We start from the raw sequence: 22,802 nt of genomic DNA on the forward strand, positions 1-22,802 counted from the left end.
GCGCTCCCGCAATTCCATAGGATGTGGCTTGCCCATTCCTACCCCCTATATCTGCCTCACAAACAGAGAACCATGGGCGCCACATCTTGGGAATCCTGAATCCGATCAGCTTGGGAACGCTCTAAGGGAAGCGCTCCTGCGGAAGTGACCATTTCCGACATCTACCGCGGCATCGTGCCCTTCGTCCTGATCCAGCTCCTCGGTCTGGCCATCGTGATCGCATTTCCATCCATTGCGCTTCTGCCGCTACGGATTTTCAACTGAATTCCAGGATCCTGATGAAGGCCATCCAGAGGCGCCGTGAGACGATGCGAACTGGTCTCAGTTCGGACGGTCGCCCTCCTGCTTCCTCTGAGCATCCCGCACCAGGGCCGCAAGCCGGTAGAAGCCATGCGCCATCTTTGTGTAGGGCATCAGCAGGAAGAATGTCAGCACCGAGCCGAGGTGGAGGGCGAGCATCAGCGACATGAAGCGTGTGCTTCCGAGGGCATAGAGTGCGAGCCCACTGATCGAGACGAAGCAGAGCAATAGAACGAACCCTATGTCTCCGCCCCAGGCGCGCAGGTCGCCCACGTGCCGGTCCGACAAAAGCTTCAGCCGAACCATCCAACCAGTTCCCACCGCCAGCATCAAGCCTCCGGGCACTCCGAGCAGCTTGGGCAATGAGATGAGCCCGTAAGGAGCCTGCAGGTCGAACACGTAGTGCATCACCGTTCCCGCACCGGTGGCGGCGAAGCAAAGAACGAAGCCGTACATGATCAGCTGGTGTGCATAGCGTCTGGCGTGGGAAAAGCGGTCCTCGACCTCGAAGTTGCACCCATCGCCGTGCCCGGCTGCGAGATCCCGCATTCTCGCCGCCATGCCAAGAGCACCCGCGAGATGCGTCCGGCGAACGGGCCCTCCGCGCACGCTGCGCCAGTAGCGCCGCAAGCCGACCACGATACTGGCCAGCGGGAACAGGAAGGCAGGCGCGAAGATCGCGACCATCGCGTTGTGCGGCAACGCCGCGTAGAAGCCTTCGCCACTCGTCGAACCGATGGCGCGGATCGCCAGGAACAAAACGGAAAAACCAAGGACGAATGCCGCCGCGATCATCGTGCCATTGGTGTGAAACTTCCGTGCCAGAGGCGCGGGCCATGCGAGCCGCTCCCAACTGTCGCGGCGCACCTCGGCCAGTGCCTTCGGCAGGTTCAGATCGAATTCGTGCGGGGCGGTGTACTGGCAGGCATAATAACAGCCCCGACAGTTGTGGCAGAGATTGGCAAGCTGCGTGATGTCGCCATCCGAAAACAGCCGTTCCCGATGCAGCGCCGGGAACACCGAGCAATACCCCTCGCAATAGCGACAAGCGTTGCAGATCTCGGCCTGGCGGCGGGCTTCCTGGATCAGATCAAGCGACATGGGCGGCAGCCTCCCGTCCTGCGATGCGTCCGAAGACGGTTCCGATGGTCATGCCGAATCCGGCGAGATAGCCCTGCCCGAGGATCGAGCCGGCCATTGTTTCACCTGCCGCCCAGAGATTTCGAACCGGGCCTTCGGCGGTCGAGCATTGCGCGGTCTCGTCGACCTTAAGACCGAGGTATGTGAAGGTGACGCCGGTCCGCAGCGAGTAGCCATAGAAGGGCGGCTCGACAATCGGACGCGCCCAGTTCGTTTTTGGCGGCTCGATCCCCGTCGTCGCCACACCGTCGAGTTCGGTCGGGTGGAAGGCATCGGTGTCGCCGCAGGCAGCGTTGAACCTGTCTACCGTCGCGATCAGCTTTTCCGGCGGCAGGCCCATCTTGTCCGCCAGTTCCTCCAGCGTGTCCGCCTTTATTGGCGGGAATACCGACGGCATGAAAAGCTCCAGCGACTTCGCGTCGATGATGACATAGCCGACCTGATCGGGCTGTGCGGCGACCAGCCGGCCCCAGATCGCATAGCGCTTGGGCCAGACGTCCTCGCCCTCGTCGTAGAAGCGCTCGGCGTGCTTGTTGACCACGATGGAGAAGGGAACGCAGTCGAGCCGGGTGACGATGCCACCATCGAATTTTGGCGCGCGGCCGTCGATAGCAACGGCGTGGCACTGGGTCGGGTCTCCGACCTGGTTCACGCCCTGAGCCAGCAGATCCGCAAGCACGACGCCGCGGTTGTAGGGCGTGCCGCGGATCAGGAAGTTCTTCGCCGGCGCACCCCAGGCGCGGGTGAGCCAGTCGGTATCTGCCTGGAAGCCACCCGAGGCGACGATCACCGCCTTGGGTTCGATGCGGTGTTCTTTTCCTCCATAGGTATAGTCGACGCCTGTAATCCGGTCGCCGCCTAGCTCCAGATGGGTCACGTGGGCTTCGTAGAGGACGTCCACCCCGAGCCCCTCGGCGGCGCGGTAATAGGCGTTCACTAGGCTCTTGCCGCCTCCCATGAAGAAGGCGTTTGTTCGGGCCAGTGACAATGTGCCGGAAAGCGACGGCTGGAAGCGGACTCCATGCGCCTCCATCCACGGCAGGCATTCCTCGCTGGTTCGGATCGCCAGTCGCGCGAGGCGTTCGTCGGTCTTGCCGCCGGTGACCTTGAGCAGGTCGGCGAGATACTCCTCCTCGCAATATTCCTCGACAAGCGGCCCGAGCGGGCCCCCATGCATGCAGCGGAAGTTGCGTGTGTGGCGGGAATTGCCCCCCCGGTAGGGCTTGGGCGCCGTCTCCAGGATCAGCACCCGGGCACCGGCCTCAGCGGCCGTCATTGCGGCGCAAAGCGCTGCGTTGCCGCCGCCGATCACAGCTATGTCGTATTGGCTCTTCATGTCACTTCCCTTGCTGACAAGGCCGATACCGAAACGGGTTTTATTTGACCAATGCAGCTTTCTCAAAAATTGATGCGATACTCGCATCAATTGCGATATCAACGATCTCGGGTCCTTTTTTGGTGTGTCGCCGAACAGCTCGAACGGCCGCAATCGATCGTCATCCGCTGTCGGGCTGCGGCGCGTTCGGCGGTGAGTGCCGGGCAGGTCAGGAAGGTGGTCGGCCGCTTCGTGCCCACGCACGCAAATGCCGGCCGAGGTGGCTCATCACGCGCTTCGCTCTGACGGAGTCACCGGCAGATGAGGTCCAGACGGCGGCAACCAGGCAAGTCGCCCGAGCCGGTCAGGACGGTCGCTTCTTCCAGACTTCCGGGTTTATCATGTGGATCGGCGCACCATCGGCATAGGCATTGACCTGGTCAAAGATGTCGGCGAACTGAAGATCGAACTCGTCTTCGGTGACAAAGCCGATATGCGGCGTCGCGATCAGGCGGGGGTGAGCAAGCAATGGATCTGAGGGGTCCGTCAGAGGCTCGGTGTCGAAGACGTCTATCGCCGCCGTCCCGGGGCACCCTGCGTCCAGAGCAGCAAGGAGCGCTCCGGGCGCGATCAGCCCGGCACGAGAGGTGTTGACGAACACCGCGTCATGACGCATCGCCGCAAGGTCTTCGAACGAGATGATGCCACGGGTTTCGGGCTTCAGGCGGACGTGGACCGAAACGACGTCACAGGTTGAGAAGAAGCCGAACCGGCTCTCTGCAACGGCTTCTCCAGCCGCGCGCGCCCTATCGCGCCCCTCGTCAGATCCCCACCAGGTAACCTCCATGCCGAATGCTCTGGCATAGTCCGCGACGGCCCTGGCAATGCGGCCGTAGCCGTATAGCCCCAAGCGCCGCCCGCGCAGCGATCGCCCTACCCCCATCTGCCAGCGCCCGGCTTTCAGCGACGCCATCTGCTCCGGCAGTTGCCGCATGGCCGCGAGAACCAGCGCCCAGGTCAGCTCGGCCGCCGCGTAGGAGGGAGTCCCGGCATGCATGTTTGAGCAGAGAAGCACCCCGGACTCCGTGCAGGCCGCCACATCGATGTGGGGATAAACACTTCGCTGGCTTATCAATTTCAGGTTCGGCAGGCGCTCGAGCAAGCCACGCGTGACTTTCGTACGCTCGCGGAACAACACCAGCGCCTCGGCCTCGGCAAGACGCTCTGCGAGGACGGCCGGATCTTCCATGTGGTCGGTCCACACAGTCACGTCGTGCGGGGCCAGACGCGCGAAACACGGCAGACCTCTGAGCGTGTCAAACCAGTCGTCGAGTATGTGGACCTTCATCCGATTTCCTTGCCCGAAGTGTCGATGATCCGGCTCGGCGGCGCGAAGAACGCCGGTGGCTCCAGCGCCGCGAAGGCTTTCGCGATCTGCCCTGATCCCCCAGCAAACGGATAAACTGGTCATCGCACCCGGCAGTCATCTTCGACCGCCCGTGTTGGAGATCACAGTTCGCGGCGGCGAGGCAATCGGCATGAGAATCAGGCAGCGTCATAGGCCATCATGTTATCCGCATCCCTTGGTATGACGAGGACTCTCAAGGAGAACAGCGCGCACTCAATAGTCCCGCGCCGCGCCGATCAAGGCCGAAAGCGCCGTGGTGACCCGGCGATGCAGGTCTTCGACCCGTGCCCGCTCGATATCGGCGACACCGCCCGAGAAGGATGGTTGTGCGAGCGTCTCGCTTAGGGTTTTCCGGGTGGATTCGAGTGATCTGGAAATCGAGGCGATGCTCGTGACGGCGTCGGAACTTATGGTCATTCGAACCTCAATGGGACAACAGGACGGGGATATCGATCTGGTTGAGGACGCGCGCCGTGACCCCGCCGAAGAAGTCCTCCCGGAACTTCGAATGTTCGTACGCTCCCATCACGAGGAAACCGGGGTCTTGTTCCCGCATGAAGGCGAGAAGCGTTCGGGCAACCCCATGCTGCAGCGCGAGTTCCTCGTGCCGTGCATCGACCTCGTGCAGCGCGAGGTGGTCGAGCACTTCCTGCACCGGTCTGGGCAATCGGGTTCCCTCCACGGTCAGCAGGGTTACGCGCCCTTCTTTCTCGAGCAATTGCAGGCTGTCATAGAGCGCCCGTCCGGCAGCCCGGCTTCCGTCCCAAGCGATGGCAGCTTCGGAATGGCAGGCCTCGCGGTCGTATCCCTGGGGAACCACGACAACGGGCCGTCCACTCATCAATGCGATACGGTCGGGATGCAGGATGACATGTTCGTCGGCGTCACCTGCGTGAGGGCGGCCGAGAACCAGGATGTCGAAACCGCGGGCCGTTGCAGCGACCACCATGTCGACCCGCCCGGACGCCTCGACGAACCGAAGCCGCTCATCCAGTGCCAGTTCGGGTCTCAAAGCCTCGAACTTCGAGCGGACAGCGTCGATGATTTCGGAATTGGCTTCGGCAATGATCTGACGTGCGCGTGCGGGAACCCAGGCCCCATGGCTATCGACCGTCTCGTGCGCGGAATGCGCAAGCAGCGCCGTAACCCGAACGCCGCCGCCTCGGGCGAGCGACGCCGCATATCGGAGAGCCGTCTCGGCGCTCGCCGAGCCGTTGAAGGCAACGAGGATGTTCCGGATCTTCATGCGTCGAACTCCGTATCTTCCCAGACCGAACCGGGAACGTAGATATGCCCATCTGCGAGTTTGCGCGCCGTGCGCACGAGCCCCGCAGCGTGCAGGGTGAACCCGCCGTCGAAAGTGAAATCCACCAGGACATCGATCGTGCCGGACGGATGCTCCAGCATAACCGCGGCGGGGCCATGTGTCGGTCGTTCCAGCAGTCCGTCCGCGACCGACCCCGGGGTCAGGGCGCAGGACGCGATGCACTGCGCACCTGTCACAGCCATGGTCGGGTGGGTTGTCCATGGCATGAAATAGCGCGCCGCGATGGTGCCACCATTGCCGGCGGGAGCGAGGATGGCGAATTTGGGCGTGACCGATTGCGCAACGTCGCCCATCCCCATCTTCGCGCCGGCCTGGCGCCGGATCGCCTCCATGTGCTCGAGGAACGCCCTGTTCTCGTCCAGCTCTGACACGGTTTCCCGACCGGTGAGGCCGAAATCCGCGGCGCGCGCGATGACCACGGGCATGGCGACATCCATGCAGGTGACCTCGATGCCGTCGATGACGTCGCGCAGGTTCCCGGTGGGCAGGAAGGCGCCGGTTGACGAGCCGACAACTCCCATGAACGACAACTCGACCGGCGCTGCCATACCCGGAACACCCGCGATTGCAGCATCGCCTTCGTAGGTGAGTTGCCCGCCCGGCGTCCGGACCCGCGCCAGAACCTGCGCCCCCGTGTTGACAGCGCGGATCCGTATCTCGGTGGTGTCGCCGTCCGGTGCGACGAGCCCCATCTCGATCGCCGCTGGCCCGACGCCGGACAGGATGTTGCCGCAGGTCGGCTTGAAATCGACGCGCCGGTCCTCGACCGAGACCTGTGCGAAGAAGTAGTCGACATCGGCCCAGTTGTCGTCGGATCGCGACAGCATGGCGACCTTGGTGGTCACGGCGGCGCCGCCGCCGATCCCGTCGATATTGAGCGGGTGGCCCGACCCCACGGCTGCGACGAGGACGTCCGCCAGGGTGTCGCGGTCTTCCGGCAGGTCTTCGCGCCGGAAGTAGGGACCGCGCGAGGTTCCGCCGCGCATGAAGACGAAAGGAATACCTCTCTGGGTCATGTCAGCGGCCATGGCAGGTCGACCAGCGACTGGAGCAGTCCCGGCGGGAAGTCACGGTTGAGGGCGCCGGCCATAAGGCACATGAACGCGATGCCGCAGGCCGTGAGGACGAGCGTCTTGGCCCAGCTTGCTCCTGCCCGCACCCGCAGGAAGGCGATCAGGAAGCCAAGCAGCGCAAGAATGAAACCGACGAGCGCCGTGGCAGCGATCAGCGCGGCAAACCAGGCCAGTGTCTGCCACAGACCGTAAGGCGCATCCGCGTCCTCCCCGGCGACCTCCTTGTCGGCGAAGATGGCGTCGCCCTCGGGACGCCGGATCATCTGGACGAGCAGGACAAGACAGCAGGCCATAGACAGCCCGCCGATGACCAGCGGCACGATTTTGTCGGTCATGTTGTAGTTCGGGATCAGCGAGGCGTTGACCAGCGCAACCGTCAGGTAGCCCATGATGACCAGCAAGAAGATCAGCGGCGCGCGCTTGGTGCCGGCCTGGACGTCGCCTTCGGCCATGATCAGCTTTGCCTGGCGCAGACCCAGAACGACCGAGACGACGGTGATGATGATCAGCACGATCACGATCGGCGAGAAGATGTAGTCGATCCCTTCCTCGAAGCTCTTGCGGAAGCGGAAAGAGGCGATCTGGAACGCCTGGTTCGTGAATTTCTCCACGGGGTTCGACAGCACGAAGCCGATCAGGAACGCCGGGCGCGACCAATCGAAACGGCGAAGGAAGATGCCGATGAGGCCGATGGCAAAAAGTGCCAGCAAGTCCTCGAAGTTCTGCCCGGACTGGAAGGCCGCGAAGCTAATCAGCATGAACAGGAACGGCGCAAGGTAGGTGAAGCGGATCGTCGTCAGCTTGGCGATGCCGCCCGAGGCTGCGATGCAGAGCACCGTTCCCAGCACATTGGCGAGCGCAAGCAGCCAGACGATGGAATAAGTGATGTCGAGGTTGTCCTTGAGCATGCCCGGGCCGACCTCGATGTCGCCCGTCCCGAGAAGCGCGACGGCGCCAATGAAGATCGCCATCGAGCCGGAACCAGGGATGCCGAAGAGAAGCGTCGGGACGAGTCCGCCACCTTCCTTGGCGTTGTTCGAGCTTTCCGGCCCGATCACGCCGCGCACCTCGCCCTTGCCGAAATTGCTCTTGTCCTTCGTCGTCTGGACGGTGTGACCATAGGCAATCCAGTCGACGACCGAGCCGCCGAGACCGGGGATCACCCCAACTATCACGCCGATGATCGAGCAGCGGACGGAAAGGAAGATGTTGGCGAACCAGTCGCGCACCCCGTCCAACCATCCGCCACCGAGGCTCGCGCCCTGGGCGATCGAACGGTCCTGGCGGAGGAGCGAGATGATCTCCGGCACCGCGAAGACGCCGAGACCCACGATGACCAGTTGCAACCCGTCCGTCAGATAGGGAATGTCGTAGGTCGTCATGCGCAGCGAGCCGCCGGCGTCCGCGATCCCGATGGTTCCGATCATCAGGCCGAGCCCGGCCGCAGCCAGACCCTTGAGGGCAAAGCGGCCGGCGAGCACTGCCACCATGGAGAGGCCGAGGATGGTCATCATCAGCATCTCGGGTAGACCGAACGCAAGCACGAGCGGCCGTGCGACCAGGATGAAGAGCGTCAGGAAGGTCGCACCGACGAGGCCGCCGAAGAGCGAGGCGGCGAAGGCGGCAGAGAGGGCACGCGCGGCCTCACCCTTCTTGGCCATGGGAAACCCGTCCAGCACCGTTGCCTGGGAGGCGGACGAGCCGGGAATGCCCATGAGCACCGAGGCGAAGGTGTCGGAGGTCGGCACGACCGCGACCATGCCAATCATCAGCGCGAGGCCGAGGATCGGATCCATGCCGAACATGAAGGGAAGCAGAAGCGAGAGGCCGGCAATTCCGCCGAGACCAGGGAACACACCGACGGCGAGGCCCATGACGACTCCGAGCGCAAGATAGCCCAGGACGATGGGTTGCAGGATCAGACCCCACGCTTCGCCAAGCGCAGGCAGGGCCGTTGCGAGAATCTCCATTGGAGCCGCTTTCGATTGTTTGATTTATCGCAGGGAAGGACGCACTCCCCACGAGAGGGAGTGCGTGGACCGGCCGGTTACTCCAGCGAAACGCCGTAGGCGCCCTTCAGCCAGTTGACGACATATTCCCGCGCCTCGGGGCTCACCGTTGTGGCTTCCTTGGTCGCGTTCGTGGCGCCTGCGCCAGCGAACATCGGGTATTTCCCAACCTCGTTGGCCGAAATCTCGGCGAAGTCGGGTCGGCTGCGCACGGCCTCGAAGGCCGCGACGTAGGTATCCACCACCTCCTGCGGCGTGCCCTGAGGAAGGAAAGCGATTTTCTGCGACGGGTAGCCCGAGATGAAGAACGCCTTCCAGGCGTCCCACGCGACGCCCGAGGTCTCACAGCCATCGGTGGCCTCGCACACTTCCTTGAAGCTCGGCAATTCCGGGAAGGTCGGATCACGAACGATGACGCCGTTTTCGTCGAGCGCTCCCCAGGTCATCATCGGAACCGCCGATCCGGCGGCCACGAGGTCGGCCGAGCCGCCGAGATAGCCCGAGGACGTCTGGTAGTCGATCGTCGCCTCGCCACGCTCGAACATCAGGCGCCCGTCGCCGCGGCCCTTGATGCCGAAAACCGGCTCGACGTTCATGCCAAGCATCTGCCAGGCAAGCAGCGGAACCAGGTCGAGACCCGTCGCGCCCTGCGAGCCGAAGATGAAATCCGTGTCCTTGAGGCCGTCGGCGGAGCCGTCAAATCTGGCACCATCCTCGGCGTTCAGATATGCGACGCCGCCGGTGCCTGTCGCCATGATCGGGATCCAGTCGCTGTATTCGTATCGCACGCGCGGGTCACCGAGCAGATATGGGAACTGGGTCGAGCCGGAGGAGCCGAAGATCAGCGTGCCGTCCTTGTGCTTCTGCTGCTGGAACCAGTTGGCGCCCTTCGTGGAGCCGGCGCCGGGCATGAACTTCACGACCACGGTCGGGTTCCCGGGCAGCGCCTCGGAGAGAAGCGGGGCAAAGAAGTTGGCCCATTTGGCTGAGCCGCCGGTCTCGGAGAACGGGATCACCCATTCGATCGTCTTGCCGGAAAAATCGACCTCGGCGGCCGCCGGAGCGACCATGGCGGCCGCGGCAACCATGCCGACAACGACACGGCGGGTGAAGCTCGTCTGGGTCATTGGTTTCCTCCCATTTGACCATTGGACCACGGAAACGCCTCTCCGTCTCCTGGCCTCTTGCTGATTTCGGGAATTGATTCCCTGTTCGATCTGGCCAAGATGGGGGAGCAAGCTTGCGTGAAGCTTGCGGGAGGACACATGCGGATCGCGCTCGTCGAAGACAACGAGGCGTTGGCAAATGCCATCGCCTACCGGCTCCGTGACCGCGGGCACTCGGTGGACGTGCTGCACGACGGTCACGAGGGCGATGTCTACCTGTCGCAGGAGAGCGCGGATCTCGTCGTGCTGGACATCAACCTGCCCGGCATGAGTGGGCTCGAAGTCCTGAGCGGCCTCCGTGCGCGGGGCGATGGCGTCCCGGTGATCCTGCTGACCGCGCGCAGCGAGACCAGCGAACGCGTGGAGGGTCTCGACCTTGGCGCGGACGACTACCTGGTCAAGCCATTCGATATGGGCGAACTCGAGGCACGGATCAGGGCGCTCTCTCGCCGCAAGAACATCGACTACGGCGCGCGCGAGCGGATCGGCCGGCTGGAATTCAACCGGACGACCCGACAGGTCTCGGCCGGCGGCGAGATCCTCGACATTCCGCGGAAGGAACTTGCGACGTTCGAATGCCTTCTGGAGCGACGCGGTCGCCTGGTGTCCAAGGCGACTCTCACCGATCACGTCTATGGCATCGGCGCAGATGTCGACGACAAGGCGATTGAGCCGCACATTTCCCGTCTCCGTCGCAGGCTTTCGGAGCACGGCGTCACGATCAAGGCGGCGCGCGGTCTCGGCTACATGCTCGAAGTCGAGACCTGATGCGGCGAACCTTCTCCCTTCGCACGCGCCTCTTCGCGCTCATCCTGACGCCGCTCGTTCTGATGGCAATCGTTCTGGGATACTGGCGCTTCACCGTTGCTCAGAAAACGGCCTGGGAGCTGTTCGACCGCTCTCTGCTGGCAGCGGGGCTGGCAATTTCGCGCGACGTGGCGATCTCGGAAGGGGACGCCCTGTCACCATCGACGCGCAGCTTGATCCGGGATTCGAGCGGCGGGGAGGTGTTCTATCACGCGACCGGCCCGGGCGGGATCTACGTGACCGGTTACGCCTATCCTCCGGCGGGCGGCGCACGCGGCGAGGACCCCTACAACCCGGTTTTCTTCGAGTCGGATTACAGGGACGAACCGGTGCGGGTCCTGCGGCTCACAGAGCGCAGGACGATCGAAAATCTGACCGGCGATGCCACCGTGACGGTCTGGCAGAGGATCGCCGACCGGCGGGCATTCGCCAACCAACTGGCGGTCTGGTCTGCCGTTCTGATGCTCGCGTTGCTGGCGACTCTAGCCCTGGTCGTGTGGTTCGGGGTGAAACGCGGACTTCGCCCGCTCACCGACCTCGAGGAGGCAATCGAAGCCCGCTCCCCGAACGATCTGAGCATCATCAAGCGCGCCGTGCCCGTCGAGACACGGGGCATCGTTGACACGCTCAACCGACTGTTCGCCCAGGTCGAGGCCAGCATTGCCGCCCACCAGGTCTTTATCTCGGACGCGGCGCATCAGTTGCGCAACCCTGCTGCTGCGGTGCAATCGATGGCCGAGGCCGCCCGTGATGCCGCCACCGAGGAGGAGCGCATCCGACGGCTCGACGAGCTGGTCACGGCCACGCGGTCTGCCGCCCGCGTGACCGAACAACTGCTTTCACTCGACCGCTTGAGGCACGGCAACGGAGACGCAAGGTTCGAGGTCTTCGATCTCAATCGTCTCGTCGAGGAAACCTGCGCCGATCTCGCTCCATCCATTCTCGTCGCCGGCAAGGATTTCGAGCTCAACCTGGCGCGCAAGCCCCTGACCGTACGGGGCGATCTTGTGTTCATCTCCGAGGCGATCAAGAACCTTGTCGACAACGCCATGAAACATGGGGGAAGCGATCTCTCTCGCATCTGGGTCGGTACGGAGCAGCACGGCACGATGGCGGAGGTGACCGTCGCGGACGACGGTCGCGGGCTCTCGCCGGACATGGCCGAACTGGCCTTCAGCCGGTTCTCACAGGTCGAGCCGTCTGACGGCAGCGGTTTGGGATTGGCAATCGCGCTGTCGGTCGCCGAGCAGCACGGCGGAACATTGCGCATCAATCCCTCGGAAAGCGGCGCGAGCCTTACGATCGTACTTCCCTTGTCATCGGAGTAGAGGGCTTTCCTCTATCCGCAACGGATCAAGGGGACCCTTCGCTCGTGCAGCAGATCCCCGACGTTCCGCAGCGAGAGGGACGCCGGACGTACGGCATTGCTGCAAGACGAATGAGTTCCCGGCTGGTCCTAAGGCATTTGGACGGGTCGCTTTTTCGCCCTGCGGAGACGCTGCCCGGCCCCTGCCCCGCCGCAGACGAAGCTGCTCAGACCAGACGGCGCGGCGCGATGTCCGCCACGTCATCCACGACTTTCCGGGGATTCCATCGACCGGCGCGTTGCCAGAAGATTCCTGTCATGCCATTCTCTGTCTTGGAAAATTCCGTGATGCAGGCGGCGGACACGCCGAAAACGCAAACAAGACCTGGATGAAAGGGCTGCGCCCGCATCGCGAGAAGGACCAAGGGAGGAACTTATGAAACATGCACTTTCGTTTGTCGCCGTGTCGGCGACGCTCGCATCCACCACATCGGCCTTTGCGCAGACAGAGATCGAGTTCTGGCATGCCTTCACCGGCCGGCTTGGAGATCTGGTCGCCGAACAGGTCGAGACATTCAACAACTCGCAAAGCGACTACGTCGTGACAGCGAGCCACAAGGGGAACTATTCGGAGACCCTCAACGCAGGCATCGCTGCTTTCCGGGCCGGCGAGCAGCCCGAAATCCTGATGGTTTTCGAGATTGGCACTGGCACGATGATGGCCGCGAAGGGAGCAATCGTTCCTGTCTATCAACTCATGGAGGACGCCGGCGCCGATTTTGATCCGGATGCCTTCATCGGCTCGGTCAAGGGATATTACACCACGACGGACGGCAAGATGCTGTCGATGCCCTTCAACTCGTCAACGCCGGTTCTCTGGGTTAACCGCGACGCGCTCGAGGCCGCCGGGATTGACCCTGACGTGGATCTTACAACCTGGCAGAAGGTCGGCGACGTTCTCTCTCAGTTGAAGGCCGCGGGTAGCACCTGCCCGCTGACCACCGCGTGGCAAAGCTGGGTTCACATCGAAAACCTTTCGGCCTACCACAACGTGCCGTTCGCAACACAGGAGAATGGATTTGCCGGTCTCGACACTGAACTGGTCATCAACGGGCCGGTGCAGGTGCAACATATCCAAGCGATGGGCGACTGGGCCAAGGACGGCAAATTTATATACACCGGCCGCCGCAACGAGGGCGGCGCCAACTTCCGAGCAGGGGAATGCGCGCTCTTCACCGAAAGCTCGGCGGGCTACGCAGGCATCAAGTCCGAGGCCCAGTTCGCCTTTGACGTGCGCCCGCTGCCCTATTGGGACGGCACCGAGGGCGCGCCGCAGAACACGATCATCGGCGGGGCCTCGCTCTGGGTGATGGCCGGACATTCGCCCGAAGAATACGAAGCGACGGCGGCGTTCCTGAACTTCCTCTCATCGCCGGAGATCCAGGCCAAATGGCACCAGGACACGGGGTATCTGCCGATCACCAAAGCGGCTGGCGAACTCACTCGCGAACAGGGCTTCTACGACGCGAACCCGGGCACCGATATTGCCGTCATACAGATGACAACCAAAGAACCCACGCCCAACTCGAAAGGCATCCGGCTGGGCAGCTTCGACCAGATCCGGACGATCATCGACGAGGAACTGGAGGGCGTCTGGGCTGGTGACAAGTCCGCGCAAGAGGCGCTCGACAGCGCGGCCGAGCGTGGCAACGTCCTGCTCCGCCGCTTCGAACAAGCGAACCGTTGAGTGACATGCGCGTCCCGGGAAGCCGGGGCGCGCACTCAGGCCAATGGAAAAACGCGTCACCTTCCGGGGTATCTGGCTGCCCATCCTGCTCGTGCTGCCGCAGATCGTGATCACGGCGGTCTTTTTCTTCTATCCTGCGGGCAAGGCAATCTGGCAGTCGCTGTTCATCCCGGACCCTTTCGGGCTTTCGATGCAATATGTCGGGCTCGGCAATTTCGAATACCTTCTGACGGACCCCTATTACCGCGGCGCGTTCGCCACCACGGCCATCTTCTCCGGCCTTGTCACCCTGGTTTCCATGGGCTGCGCGCTCTTTCTCGCCGTGCTGGCCGACCGGCTGATCAAGGGGTCGGGAACCTACCGGACCCTGCTGATCTGGCCATACGCGGTCGCGCCGGCCGTGGCCGGCGTGCTCTGGCTCTTCATGTTCAACACCCGGGTCGGCGTCGTGACATGGTATCTCGGTCAGCTCGGCTATGACTGGAACCACGTCCTGAACCCGCATGAGGCCATGGGCCTCGTCGTCATCGCCTCGTCTTGGGGGCGGGTCAGCTACAATTTCCTGTTCTTCCTGGCGGGTCTTCAGGCAATTCCGCGCTCGGTCGTCGAGGCGGCCGCCATCGACGGAGCGCGGTTCTGGACGCGCTTCCGCACGATCGTCTTCCCCCTGCTCTCGCCGACCACCTTCTTCCTGCTCGTTGTGAACATCGTCTACGCCTTTTTCGAAACGTTCGGGGTGATCCACACGATCACGTCCGGAGGGCCGCAGCAGGCGACGACAATCCTCGTCTACAAGGTCTATTCCGACGGCTTCGTGGGTCAAGACCTGGGCTCATCGGCCGCGCAATCGGTGATCCTGCTGATCCTCGTCTCGATCCTCACGGTCATTCAGTTCCGCTATATCGAACGCAGGGTGCACTACTGATGGCGGATCGTGGCGGCATGGTGGAATCCCGAGGCTTCGGCTACTGGCTCACCCATCTCGGTCTCATCGTCGGAGTCCTGTTCATCTTCTTTCCGATCTGGCTCGCCTTTGTGGCCTCCACGGTGGAACAACAGCAGATCGTGCATCCGCCGATGCCGCTGCTGCCCGGGGACAAGCTGATCGACAATTACGCGCGGGCGCTCTCTTCCGGCGTCAACGCGCCGGTGGGCCGGATGCTGCTGAACTCCGCCATCATGGCGCTCGGCATCGCGCTCGGGAAAATCGCGATCTCGCTCATTTCAGCATTCGCGATCGTCTATTTCAGGTTTCCCGGCAGGAAGGTCTTCTTCTGGCTGATCTTTCTGACGCTGATGCTCCCGGTCGAGGTCCGCATCGTGCCGACCTACGAGGTTGCCGCAAGCTTCGGGCTGCTCAACAGCTATGGCGGGCTGATCTTTCCGCTGATCGCCTCGGCCACGGCGACGTTCCTGTTCCGCCAGTTCTTCATGACGGTCCCGGACGAACTGGCCGAAGCGGCGCGCGTCGACGGCGCCAGGCCGATGCGGTTCTTCTTAGATATTCTGCTGCCGATGAGCCGGACCAATATCGCGGCGCTCTTCGTGATCCTCTTCATTTACGGCTGGAACCAATATCTCTGGCCGCTGCTGATCACCACCGACCCGGAGATGAACACCATCGTCATGGGCATCAAGCAGATGTTCCCCTCCGGTGACGATACGGCCGACTGGCCGGTCATCATGGCCGCCTCGATCCTGGCAATGCTGCCGCCGATCGCTGTCGTCATCGGCATGCAGCAGTTCTTCATCCGCGGCCTCGTCGACAGCGAGAAATAGCAATGGCAACAGTCACGCTCGAAAACATCCGGAAATCCTTCGGCAAGACAGAAGTCATCCACGGCGTCGACATCGACATCGCCGATGGCGAGTTCATCGTCATCGTCGGGCCCTCCGGCTGCGGGAAGTCCACCCTGCTGCGCATGGTCGCCGGGCTCGAGACCATCACCTCCGGCGAGGTCCGCATCGGCGGCAAGCGCGTCAACGAGGTCGAGCCGATGGACCGTGACATCGCGATGGTGTTCCAGAACTACGCGCTCTACCCTCACATGTCTGTCTTCGACAACATGGCCTACGGGCTCAAGATCAAGGGCACACCGAAATCGGAAATCGTCGCGCGCGTGGACGCCGCGGCCGAGATCCTGCAACTTGGCCCCTACCTGCAACGAAAGCCGCGACAGTTGTCGGGCGGGCAACGGCAGCGTGTGGCGATGGGCCGTGCCATCGTTCGTAAGCCGGCGGTATTCCTGTTCGACGAACCGCTCTCCAACCTCGACGCCAAGCTGCGGGTTCAGATGCGGCTGGAGATCAAGGCGCTCCAGCGCGAGCTTGGCGTGACGTCGCTCTATGTCACCCACGATCAGGTCGAAGCGATGACCCTGGCCGACCGTATGGTGGTCATGAACGACGGGGTCGCCGACCAGATCGGCGCTCCCCTCGACGTCTATGCCAATCCTGCGACCATCTTCGTCGCGGGATTCATCGGGTCGCCTCCGATGAACTTCATCGACACGAAACAAATCTCGGGATGGACCGAGCCGCCTTGTGTCCTCGGAGTGCGGCCGGAACATTTGCACCTGGTTTCGGAGCCGGAAGGACGGATTAGCGGAAGCGTTACCTATGCAGAGCCGCTTGGGGCCGAAACACTGGTTCATTTTCGTACAACCGACGGGCCGTCCGTGACCGTCAGGCAAGACGGCGCAGAACCGGTCCCGAGCGAGGGAGAGCGTTTGGGGATCGCCTGGAAGACCGACAAGGAGCTGCGATTCTCGGAGGAAGGCCAGCGGCTTGCCGATAGTTGATGCAGATGCTGCAGGTATGCCGGAGCCGATGCGCTGTTAGGGTAGCTCCAATCTACCATTCCGGCGAATGCTGCATCAGGCCGCCACGATTCTGCGCCATTCCGCTCCGGATCGTTGCTGCCTGGGTTTTCGTCCAGTCGCTATTGGTCGCTCTGTCGGCGATGTCCTTCTTCATGCCCCGAAGGATGATGCTACCATTGTTCGACGAACCAACCCGGGGTGCTGCGGCCAGAAATGAACGACCTTAACCAGATTGCTTTGCTGACCGGCCTCCTGGGTGGGTTGGCCTTGTTTCTGTTCGGTCTGGACATACTCACGGAAGCGCTCAAGCTGGTGTCCGGCGATCATTTGAAGACCCTGCTCGCACGCATGACCCGAAATCGCTTCGTGAGCCTCGCCGCAGGCGCTTCGGTCACGGCGCTTCTCCAGTCCTCGTCCGTCACCACCGTGCTCCTGGTCGGTTTCATTTCCGCGGGCATGATGACTATGGTCCAGAGCATCCCGATCATCATCGGCGCCAATATCGGGTCGACTGTGACGGCACAGATTCTGGCCTTCAATGTCACCGCCGTGGCCCTTCCCTTGGTTTCGCTCGGCTTTTTCGTGTATCTTGCCGCGCCCCGCGACGACTATCGGCAATACGGACGCATCCTGCTCGGAATGGGGCTCGTCTTTCTTGGAATGAAGATCATGAGCGATGCGATGGCCCCGCTGCGTGACTTCCCGCCGTTTCTCGACCTAATGAAATCGCTCGACAGGCCGCTGCCGGCGGCCTTGGTCGGCGCGGGCTTCACGGCCATCGTCCAATCTTCTGCAGCAACCACCGGCATTCTGCTGGTCATGGCGGCTCAGGGGCTGATCGGGCTTGAGGCGGCAATTGCCCTCGCACTTGGCGCCAATATCGGAACCTGCGCGACCGCCTTGCTGGCGGCGATAGGCAAGCCGCGAGAAGCAGTTCGCGCCGCTGTGGTGCATACGCTGTTCAACGTGGTGGGCGTCATCATCTGGATCGGGCTGATCGCTCAACTCGCCGCCTTCGCGCGCTGGATCTCGCCCGAATACCCGTCTCTCTCGGGCCTGGACCGCATCAAGGCCGAAACGCCGCGCCAGATCGCCAACGTGCATACCTTTTTCAACGTCGCGAATGCCGCGATCTTCATCGGTTTCACTGGCCAGATTGCCAGGTTCGTGGAGTGGCTGATCCCGCTCCGGCCGGCGAAGATCGAGCCGCGCTACGCGCCGCTTCACCTCGACCCAAACCTTCTGGACGTCCCTCCGGTTGCGCTAGATGCCGTACGACTGGAACTCCTTCGACTTGGAAATCTGGTACGAGAAATGCTCGAGGCAGCAATTCCGACAGTTCTGTCGGGCAGCCCCCTGCATTTAGGTGAGCTGCGCGTGATGGATCGCCCGGTCGATCTGTTGCATCGCGAAATCATCAGCTACCTGCGTCAGATCAGTCTTGCGGATCTGACACAGATACAGTCCACGCGCCTGATGGCATACATCCGGATCGCGAACGATCTGGAACATATCGGAGATCAGGTTGCCATCGGTCTGGTGACGTCAGCGCGCAAGCGGATCGACGAGAATGTTGTTATCAGCCCTGCAACCGAGGCTGTCATCTCGCGCCTCCATGCGGTCATCGTTGAAGCCATGATCGGCAGCATGGAGGCGCTCGAAAAGGAGGATGGCGAGCGTGCCGCCAAGGTTCGCGCCATGAAGAAAACCGAAGCCGAACTGATCGAGAAAATCAGCTTCCACCAGGTCGATCGTTTGCGCGCACCCGAACCACAACGCCTATCGACGTATGCGCGCGAAATTGAATTGGTGGAAGAACTCGACGACGTCTTCAAGACGATCCGCAGGATAGCGAGAACCCAACTGGGCATGTTCAGGCGCTCGTCAGAAGCCAAAGACGACCGCCAATGACCTGCTCCCCGAAGAGTCCGCGTTTATCGGTTGGTTCTGTTCAGGTTTTGGCCCTCTCTCGACCGTTGGTGATACTCCCACGGTGTGACCCCGCCGAGGCTCGAATGTGGGCGGTGGTGGTTGTAGTCATCGCGCCATGCCGCAATCAATTGGCGGGCAGGCTGAGGTCTACTTCGCCAGGAGCCTTGAAAGCTTTGGCACGATGAAGACCTTCTTTGCCAAGACCATGATCGCGCGCTTCCTCTGGGGACTCACTGCGATCTCGGTTGCCTTTTCGGTTCACCATACGAAACGGGCGATGAGGCGGAAAACTGCAGGAAACGGATCATGACAGGAAAAACCATCCCGGCATTGAAGATCCATGCGGCAGACAATGTCTCGGTGGTACTGTCCGAGGGCGGGCTTGATGCCGGTGCTGTTCTCGACGACGGCACGGAGCTGCGTGAGGGGGTTCCTTTCGGCCACAAGGTTGCGCTGGAGGATATTCCGCGCGACGGCGTGTTTACGCGCTATGGCGTGACCATCGGGATCGCTTCAGAGGATATGCCGCGAGGAGCCTGGGTCAACAAGCACCGCATGCGCCTGCCCGAAGCGCCGGCGCTGGAAGATCTGCCGCCGCCCGCATCGCAACCGGAGCCGCTCCCACCGTTGGAGGGCTATACTTTCGAAGGGTATCGCAACGCCGATGGCAGTGTTGGTACGCGCAACATCCTTGCTATCTCGACCAGCGTTCAATGCGTCGCGGGCGTGGTCGATCACGTGGTGGAGCGGGTGAAGAAAGAGCTGTTGCCTCGCTATCCGAATGTCGACGGCGTCGTGGCACTGAACCATCCCTATGGTTGTGGCGTGGCGATCAACGCGCCCGATGCTGCAATCCCGATCCGTACCGTGCAGAACCTGGCGAAGAACCCGAATTTCGGAGGCGAGGTGATGATCATCGGCCTTGGCTGCGAAAAGCTGGGGCCGGAATGGCTCCTGCCTGAAGGAGATCCGTCAGCTTCGTTTCTCACCCTGCAGGACCCGGCGCTCACCGGGTTTTCGGCGATGATCGAGGCGATCCTGAAACAGGCCGACGGCCATCTGGAACGTTTGAACCGGCGTACGCGGCAGACCAGCCCCGCTTCCGATCTGGTGGTCGGTGTCCAATGCGGTGGCAGCGATGCTTTTTCCGGCATCACCGCCAACCCGGTGATCGGCTGCGCGGCGGATTTGATCGTGCGCGCCGGCGGTTCGGTCATGTTTTCGGAAGTGACGGAGGTGCGCGATGCCGTACACCTGTTGGCACCCCGCTGCACCGATGCAGAAGTCTCTGCGTCGCTCGTACGGGAAATGGCGTGGTACGACGCCTATCTCACCCGTGGAGGTGCCGACCGCAGCGCAAACACGACGCCTGGAAACAAGGCTGGAGGACTGTCGGGAATTGTCGAAAAATCACTCGGTTCCGTTGCGAAATCGGGCACTTCGCCACTGGTTGATGTGACCGGCCCCGGCGAACGTATCCGCCGCAAGGGTCTTACCTTCGCCGTGACCCCGGCGGGAGATTTCGTCTGCGGCACGCTTCAATTCGCCGCCGGCATGAACCTGCATGTCTTTTCCACCGGGCGCGGAACGCCCTACAACCTCCCGGCAGTGCCAACGCTCAAAGTGGTGACGAATTCGGCTCTTGCCGCGCGCTGGTTCGATTTGGTGGACCTCGATACCGGCGGTGCGGCGACCGGCGAGGCGACGATTGAGGATCTCGGCCTTGAGCTCTTCCAGCTCATTCTCGACACCGCCAGCGGACAACATGTGACCGCCGCAGACCGTCTCGGGATCGTCAACGACCTGGTTTTGTTCAACCCCGCGCCGGTGACCTGATCCGGCCCGCCGCTCTCGTGCGGAAGTTCTTCCAGATTGCGAAGCGAAAGCGGGCAACGGACATCCATCGTTACCGCCAGGCGGATGATCTCCTCGCTCGTCGTGAAAAATTTGAACGGGACGGGTTTTGTCATCCGGGGACGCTACCCACCCCCCTGCGCCGCCCGAAACCAAGTTGCTCTGATGTTGTGGACGGCCCCACCCGAACGGCATCGCATTGTGCCATGTTGGTACTGTGTGAAAGCCAACAAAGGAAAGGAGCCGACCACATGGATATTACAACACTCGGGATCGATCTGGCCAAGTCCGTGTTCCAGCTTCACGGGGTGGATGCTGATGGCGTTGTTGTTTTGCAGAAGAAGCTGCGGCGTGGCGCGTTGCTCAATTTTCTCGGCAAACTCGAACCCTGCCTTGTCGGCATGGAAGCTTGCGCCACCTCGCATTACTGGGCTCGGGAGATCGCGGCGCTCGGCCATGAGGTCCGGCTGATCCCGCCCGCGTACGTGAAGCCTTATGTAAAGCGGCAGAAAAATGATGCGGCGGATGCCGAGGCGATCTGCGAGGCCGTGACGCGGCCGAACATGCGCTTCGTGCCCGCCAAGACCGAAGAGCAGCAGAGCGTCCTGGTCCTGCATCGATCGCGCGATCTGCTGATGCGGCAGCGGACGATGATCCTCAATGCGATCCGGGCGCAGCTCGCGGAGTTCGGGATCATTGCGGCGCAGGGACCTCGAAAAGTAACCGAACTACTGCGGCGGCTGAACGGGCCGGATAGCTTCGGATTACCGGCGCTCGCCCGTTCCGCACTTCTGGCATTGGGGGCGCAACTCGAGCACATCGCCGAAGCGATCCGCAACATGGAACGGCAGTTGATGACCTGGCACCGGCAGAACGCCGCAAGCCAGCGGCTCGAGACGATCCCGGGCGTGGGCATCATCACCGCCACGGCGCTCGCCGCCAGCGTTCCCGATCCGGCGGTCTTCAAATCTGGCCGGCAGTTCGCGGCTTGGCTGGGGCTTGTGCCGCGACAGAACTCATCCGGCGGCAAAGACCGGTTAGGACGCGTTTCAAAGATGGGCAACGGCTACCTCCGCCGCCTGCTGGTCGTGGGTGCCACATCGGTGACGCGGCGCGCTGAAACCAACCACACACGAACTGGTGCCTGGGTTCGGTCGCTGCTGGAACGCAAGGCAACGAGGCTCGTCACCGTGGCCATTGCCAACAAGACCGCCCGAACCGCATGGGCCCTGCTTGCCAAGGGAGAAACCCTACAGGGCCGCGCCGGCCGCCTGACAGAAGGAGACACATGCGGCAACCAAGTGTCGCCGCGAAAGAACGCAAGGGCAAACGTGAGTGATGATGATCGAACGGAACCGCTGCTGGGACACCCCGAGGTCTTGTCTGGACGTCAAAGTCCGTTCTTCTGATCGGGACCCAGCACGCGGACTTCATCAAGGCCAGCGGTCATATGCGCCGCGCACAAAGGCCGGACAAATGACTGCAGCCTGCTTCGACCATAGTCACACAAGAAATCCCTTGCAAAACCGGGGCCGTCCACAAATGACAAGACCATCCGACTCCGTCGCCGCGGCCTTTTCGTCGTCTGTCGGAGCCCTGGCATTGCCGCCGCCCGGGGCGCGCCACGCGCGGCCCGGGTCTCAGTGGCCCACGTATTCCACCATCTGGTCGATGTGGAACTTCTGCTCCGCGATAGAGGCTTTCAGGAGGTCGCCGATCGAGATCAGCCCGACGAGCAACCCTCCTTCCATCACGGGCAGATGCCGGATGCGCTTTTCGGTCATCATCGCCATGCAGGCGTTCGCGTTCTGGGACGGGTGGGTGCAGATGACCTCCGTCTCCATCACCTCCCGGAGCTGCGTGGTCGGCGAGGCCCGGCCCATCAGAAAGACCTTCCGGGCATATTGCCGTTCGGTGAAGATGCCCACCACGCGCGTGCCTTCCATCACCACGACCGAGCCGACATCGGCTTCCGCCATCAGCTTCAGCGCGTCGAGCACCGTGGCATCGGGGGCAATGGTGTGAACCGCGTGCCCCTTGTCGTCGAGAATATGTTGTACCGTCGTCATCTGACCTCCTCCGATGTCTTGAAGTGGCGACGGCCCGGGCCGCTACCGGTCGCGCCCGGACCGGCTCCTGCTTTAAGGAAACCGCAATCGGTGCCCTTAGGTCAATGACTTGCGTCAATGGAGACGGTCAGACCGAGGGGAGGTACCAGACAAATTCGAACCAGTCTCGCCAAGGGCAGGACGGCTGTCCTTCACACCGCGCAGAGACCGTTCCACTCAGCGAGAACGGCGGCGAACATCAGCAAACCGCGCATCCGCCGGAAGCGCTGCCATGAGCAGCACACGGATTCGTGGCTGACTTCGATCCCGCGTTCATGCAGCAGGTCTTCGGCGTTGCGAAATGAGTGCGAAAAACGAGCGTGAAGCATCACCGCCAGGCGGATGATTTCTTGTTTGGATTTAGAGCGTTCCCAATCTATTCGGTTTCATAGCCTGCGGCCTTGAAGAAGTTGTAGCATTCTTCTTCAGTGAAGAGGTTGCAGACGTGTCCGACGACCTGCCAAAGCGGTTCGTAGGTTCGAGCGGCG

The 22,802-nt window shown here is 62.4% G+C and carries 17 protein-coding genes and 3 pseudogenes; 9 read left to right on the plus strand and 11 right to left on the minus strand.

The window, feature by feature from the left end:
• Positions 1 to 321: 321 nt before the first annotated feature.
• The 8 genes from tcuB to EU800_RS22445 all read right to left on the minus strand — a co-directional run bounded on the left by tcuB (position 322) and on the right by EU800_RS22445 (position 9,699).
• Positions 322 to 1,401, minus strand: a complete 1,080-nt coding sequence (gene tcuB / locus EU800_RS22410) for a tricarballylate utilization 4Fe-4S protein TcuB (protein WP_129635743.1) — start codon at positions 1,399 to 1,401, stop codon at positions 322 to 324.
• Positions 1,391 to 2,776 (minus strand): FAD-dependent tricarballylate dehydrogenase TcuA, encoded by a 1,386-nt coding sequence (gene tcuA / locus EU800_RS22415; protein ID WP_129635744.1) that lies wholly within the window; start codon positions 2,774 to 2,776, stop codon positions 1,391 to 1,393. The genes tcuB and tcuA overlap by 11 nt, the downstream gene beginning before the upstream one ends.
• Before the next feature lie 343 nt (positions 2,777 to 3,119).
• Positions 3,120 to 4,103, minus strand: coding sequence for a D-2-hydroxyacid dehydrogenase family protein (locus EU800_RS22420; RefSeq protein ID WP_129635745.1), 984 nt, complete (start codon positions 4,101 to 4,103; stop codon positions 3,120 to 3,122).
• A gap of 273 nt (positions 4,104 to 4,376) precedes the next feature.
• Entirely contained in the window at positions 4,377 to 4,580 is a 204-nt protein-coding gene (locus tag EU800_RS22425; RefSeq protein ID WP_129635746.1) for a hypothetical protein, read from the minus strand.
• Between the two features lie 7 nt (positions 4,581 to 4,587).
• Positions 4,588 to 5,409 (minus strand): universal stress protein, encoded by an 822-nt coding sequence (locus tag EU800_RS22430; RefSeq protein WP_129635747.1) that lies wholly within the window; start codon positions 5,407 to 5,409, stop codon positions 4,588 to 4,590.
• Positions 5,406 to 6,506, minus strand: a complete 1,101-nt coding sequence (locus tag EU800_RS22435; protein ID WP_129635748.1) for a 4-oxalomesaconate tautomerase — start codon at positions 6,504 to 6,506, stop codon at positions 5,406 to 5,408. Before EU800_RS22435 ends, EU800_RS22430 begins: the two co-directional genes overlap by 4 nt.
• Positions 6,503 to 8,533 (minus strand): tripartite tricarboxylate transporter permease, encoded by a 2,031-nt coding sequence (locus EU800_RS22440; RefSeq protein WP_129635749.1) that lies wholly within the window; start codon positions 8,531 to 8,533, stop codon positions 6,503 to 6,505. The genes EU800_RS22435 and EU800_RS22440 overlap by 4 nt, the downstream gene beginning before the upstream one ends.
• 77 nt (positions 8,534 to 8,610) lie before the next feature.
• Positions 8,611 to 9,699, minus strand: coding sequence for a tricarboxylate transporter (locus tag EU800_RS22445; RefSeq protein WP_207209969.1), 1,089 nt, complete (start codon positions 9,697 to 9,699; stop codon positions 8,611 to 8,613).
• A gap of 138 nt (positions 9,700 to 9,837) precedes the next feature.
• On the opposite strand from EU800_RS22445, the gene EU800_RS22450 reads away from it, so the two are divergent.
• The 7 genes from EU800_RS22450 to EU800_RS22480 all read left to right on the plus strand — a co-directional run bounded on the left by EU800_RS22450 (position 9,838) and on the right by EU800_RS22480 (position 18,331).
• Positions 9,838 to 10,506, plus strand: a complete 669-nt coding sequence (locus EU800_RS22450; RefSeq protein ID WP_129635750.1) for a response regulator transcription factor — start codon at positions 9,838 to 9,840, stop codon at positions 10,504 to 10,506.
• Entirely contained in the window at positions 10,506 to 11,873 is a 1,368-nt protein-coding gene (locus EU800_RS22455) for a sensor histidine kinase (RefSeq protein ID WP_129635751.1), read from the plus strand. The genes EU800_RS22450 and EU800_RS22455 overlap by 1 nt, the downstream gene beginning before the upstream one ends.
• 414 nt (positions 11,874 to 12,287) lie before the next feature.
• The gene (gene ugpB / locus EU800_RS22460) at positions 12,288 to 13,598 is read left to right on the plus strand and encodes a sn-glycerol-3-phosphate ABC transporter substrate-binding protein UgpB (RefSeq protein ID WP_129635752.1); all 1,311 of its coding nucleotides are present in this window, start codon (positions 12,288 to 12,290) and stop codon (positions 13,596 to 13,598) included.
• 43 nt (positions 13,599 to 13,641) lie between these two features.
• Positions 13,642 to 14,523, plus strand: coding sequence for a sn-glycerol-3-phosphate ABC transporter permease UgpA (ugpA, locus tag EU800_RS22465; protein ID WP_129635753.1), 882 nt, complete (start codon positions 13,642 to 13,644; stop codon positions 14,521 to 14,523).
• A 17-nt stretch (positions 14,524 to 14,540) separates the two neighbouring features.
• On the plus strand, positions 14,541 to 15,377 hold the full coding sequence (gene ugpE / locus EU800_RS22470; protein WP_129635754.1) for a sn-glycerol-3-phosphate ABC transporter permease UgpE: 837 nt from the start codon (positions 14,541 to 14,543) through the stop codon (positions 15,375 to 15,377).
• Between the two features lie 2 nt (positions 15,378 to 15,379).
• Positions 15,380 to 16,399, plus strand: coding sequence for an ABC transporter ATP-binding protein (locus EU800_RS22475; RefSeq protein WP_129635755.1), 1,020 nt, complete (start codon positions 15,380 to 15,382; stop codon positions 16,397 to 16,399).
• 234 nt (positions 16,400 to 16,633) lie between these two features.
• Positions 16,634 to 18,331 (plus strand): Na/Pi cotransporter family protein, encoded by a 1,698-nt coding sequence (locus EU800_RS22480; protein WP_129635756.1) that lies wholly within the window; start codon positions 16,634 to 16,636, stop codon positions 18,329 to 18,331.
• Between the two features lie 23 nt (positions 18,332 to 18,354).
• On the opposite strand, the pseudogene EU800_RS22485 reads toward EU800_RS22480, so the two are convergent.
• A pseudogene (locus tag EU800_RS22485) lies at positions 18,355 to 18,501 on the minus strand (integrase core domain-containing protein); the annotation flags it as partial.
• Between the two features lie 157 nt (positions 18,502 to 18,658).
• On the opposite strand from EU800_RS22485, the gene garD reads away from it, so the two are divergent.
• Positions 18,659 to 20,188 (plus strand): galactarate dehydratase, encoded by a 1,530-nt coding sequence (garD, locus tag EU800_RS22490; RefSeq protein ID WP_129635757.1) that lies wholly within the window; start codon positions 18,659 to 18,661, stop codon positions 20,186 to 20,188.
• A 269-nt stretch (positions 20,189 to 20,457) separates the two neighbouring features.
• Positions 20,458 to 21,471, plus strand: a pseudogene (locus tag EU800_RS22500) (IS110 family transposase); the annotation flags it as partial.
• Positions 21,472 to 21,846: 375 nt separating this feature from the next.
• On the opposite strand, the gene EU800_RS22505 reads toward EU800_RS22500, so the two are convergent.
• Both EU800_RS22505 and EU800_RS27670 read right to left on the minus strand, forming a co-directional pair.
• Complete coding sequence (locus EU800_RS22505) at positions 21,847 to 22,275, minus strand: CBS domain-containing protein (protein WP_129635758.1); 429 nt, start codon at positions 22,273 to 22,275, stop codon at positions 21,847 to 21,849.
• Between the two features lie 251 nt (positions 22,276 to 22,526).
• A pseudogene (locus EU800_RS27670) lies at positions 22,527 to 22,694 on the minus strand (IS6 family transposase); the annotation flags it as partial.
• Positions 22,695 to 22,802: the final 108 nt, after the last annotated feature.

This window comes from Tropicimonas sp. IMCC6043 (assembly GCF_004146235.1).
In the GTDB taxonomy this organism is placed as follows: Bacteria; Pseudomonadota; Alphaproteobacteria; order Rhodobacterales; family Rhodobacteraceae; genus Tropicimonas.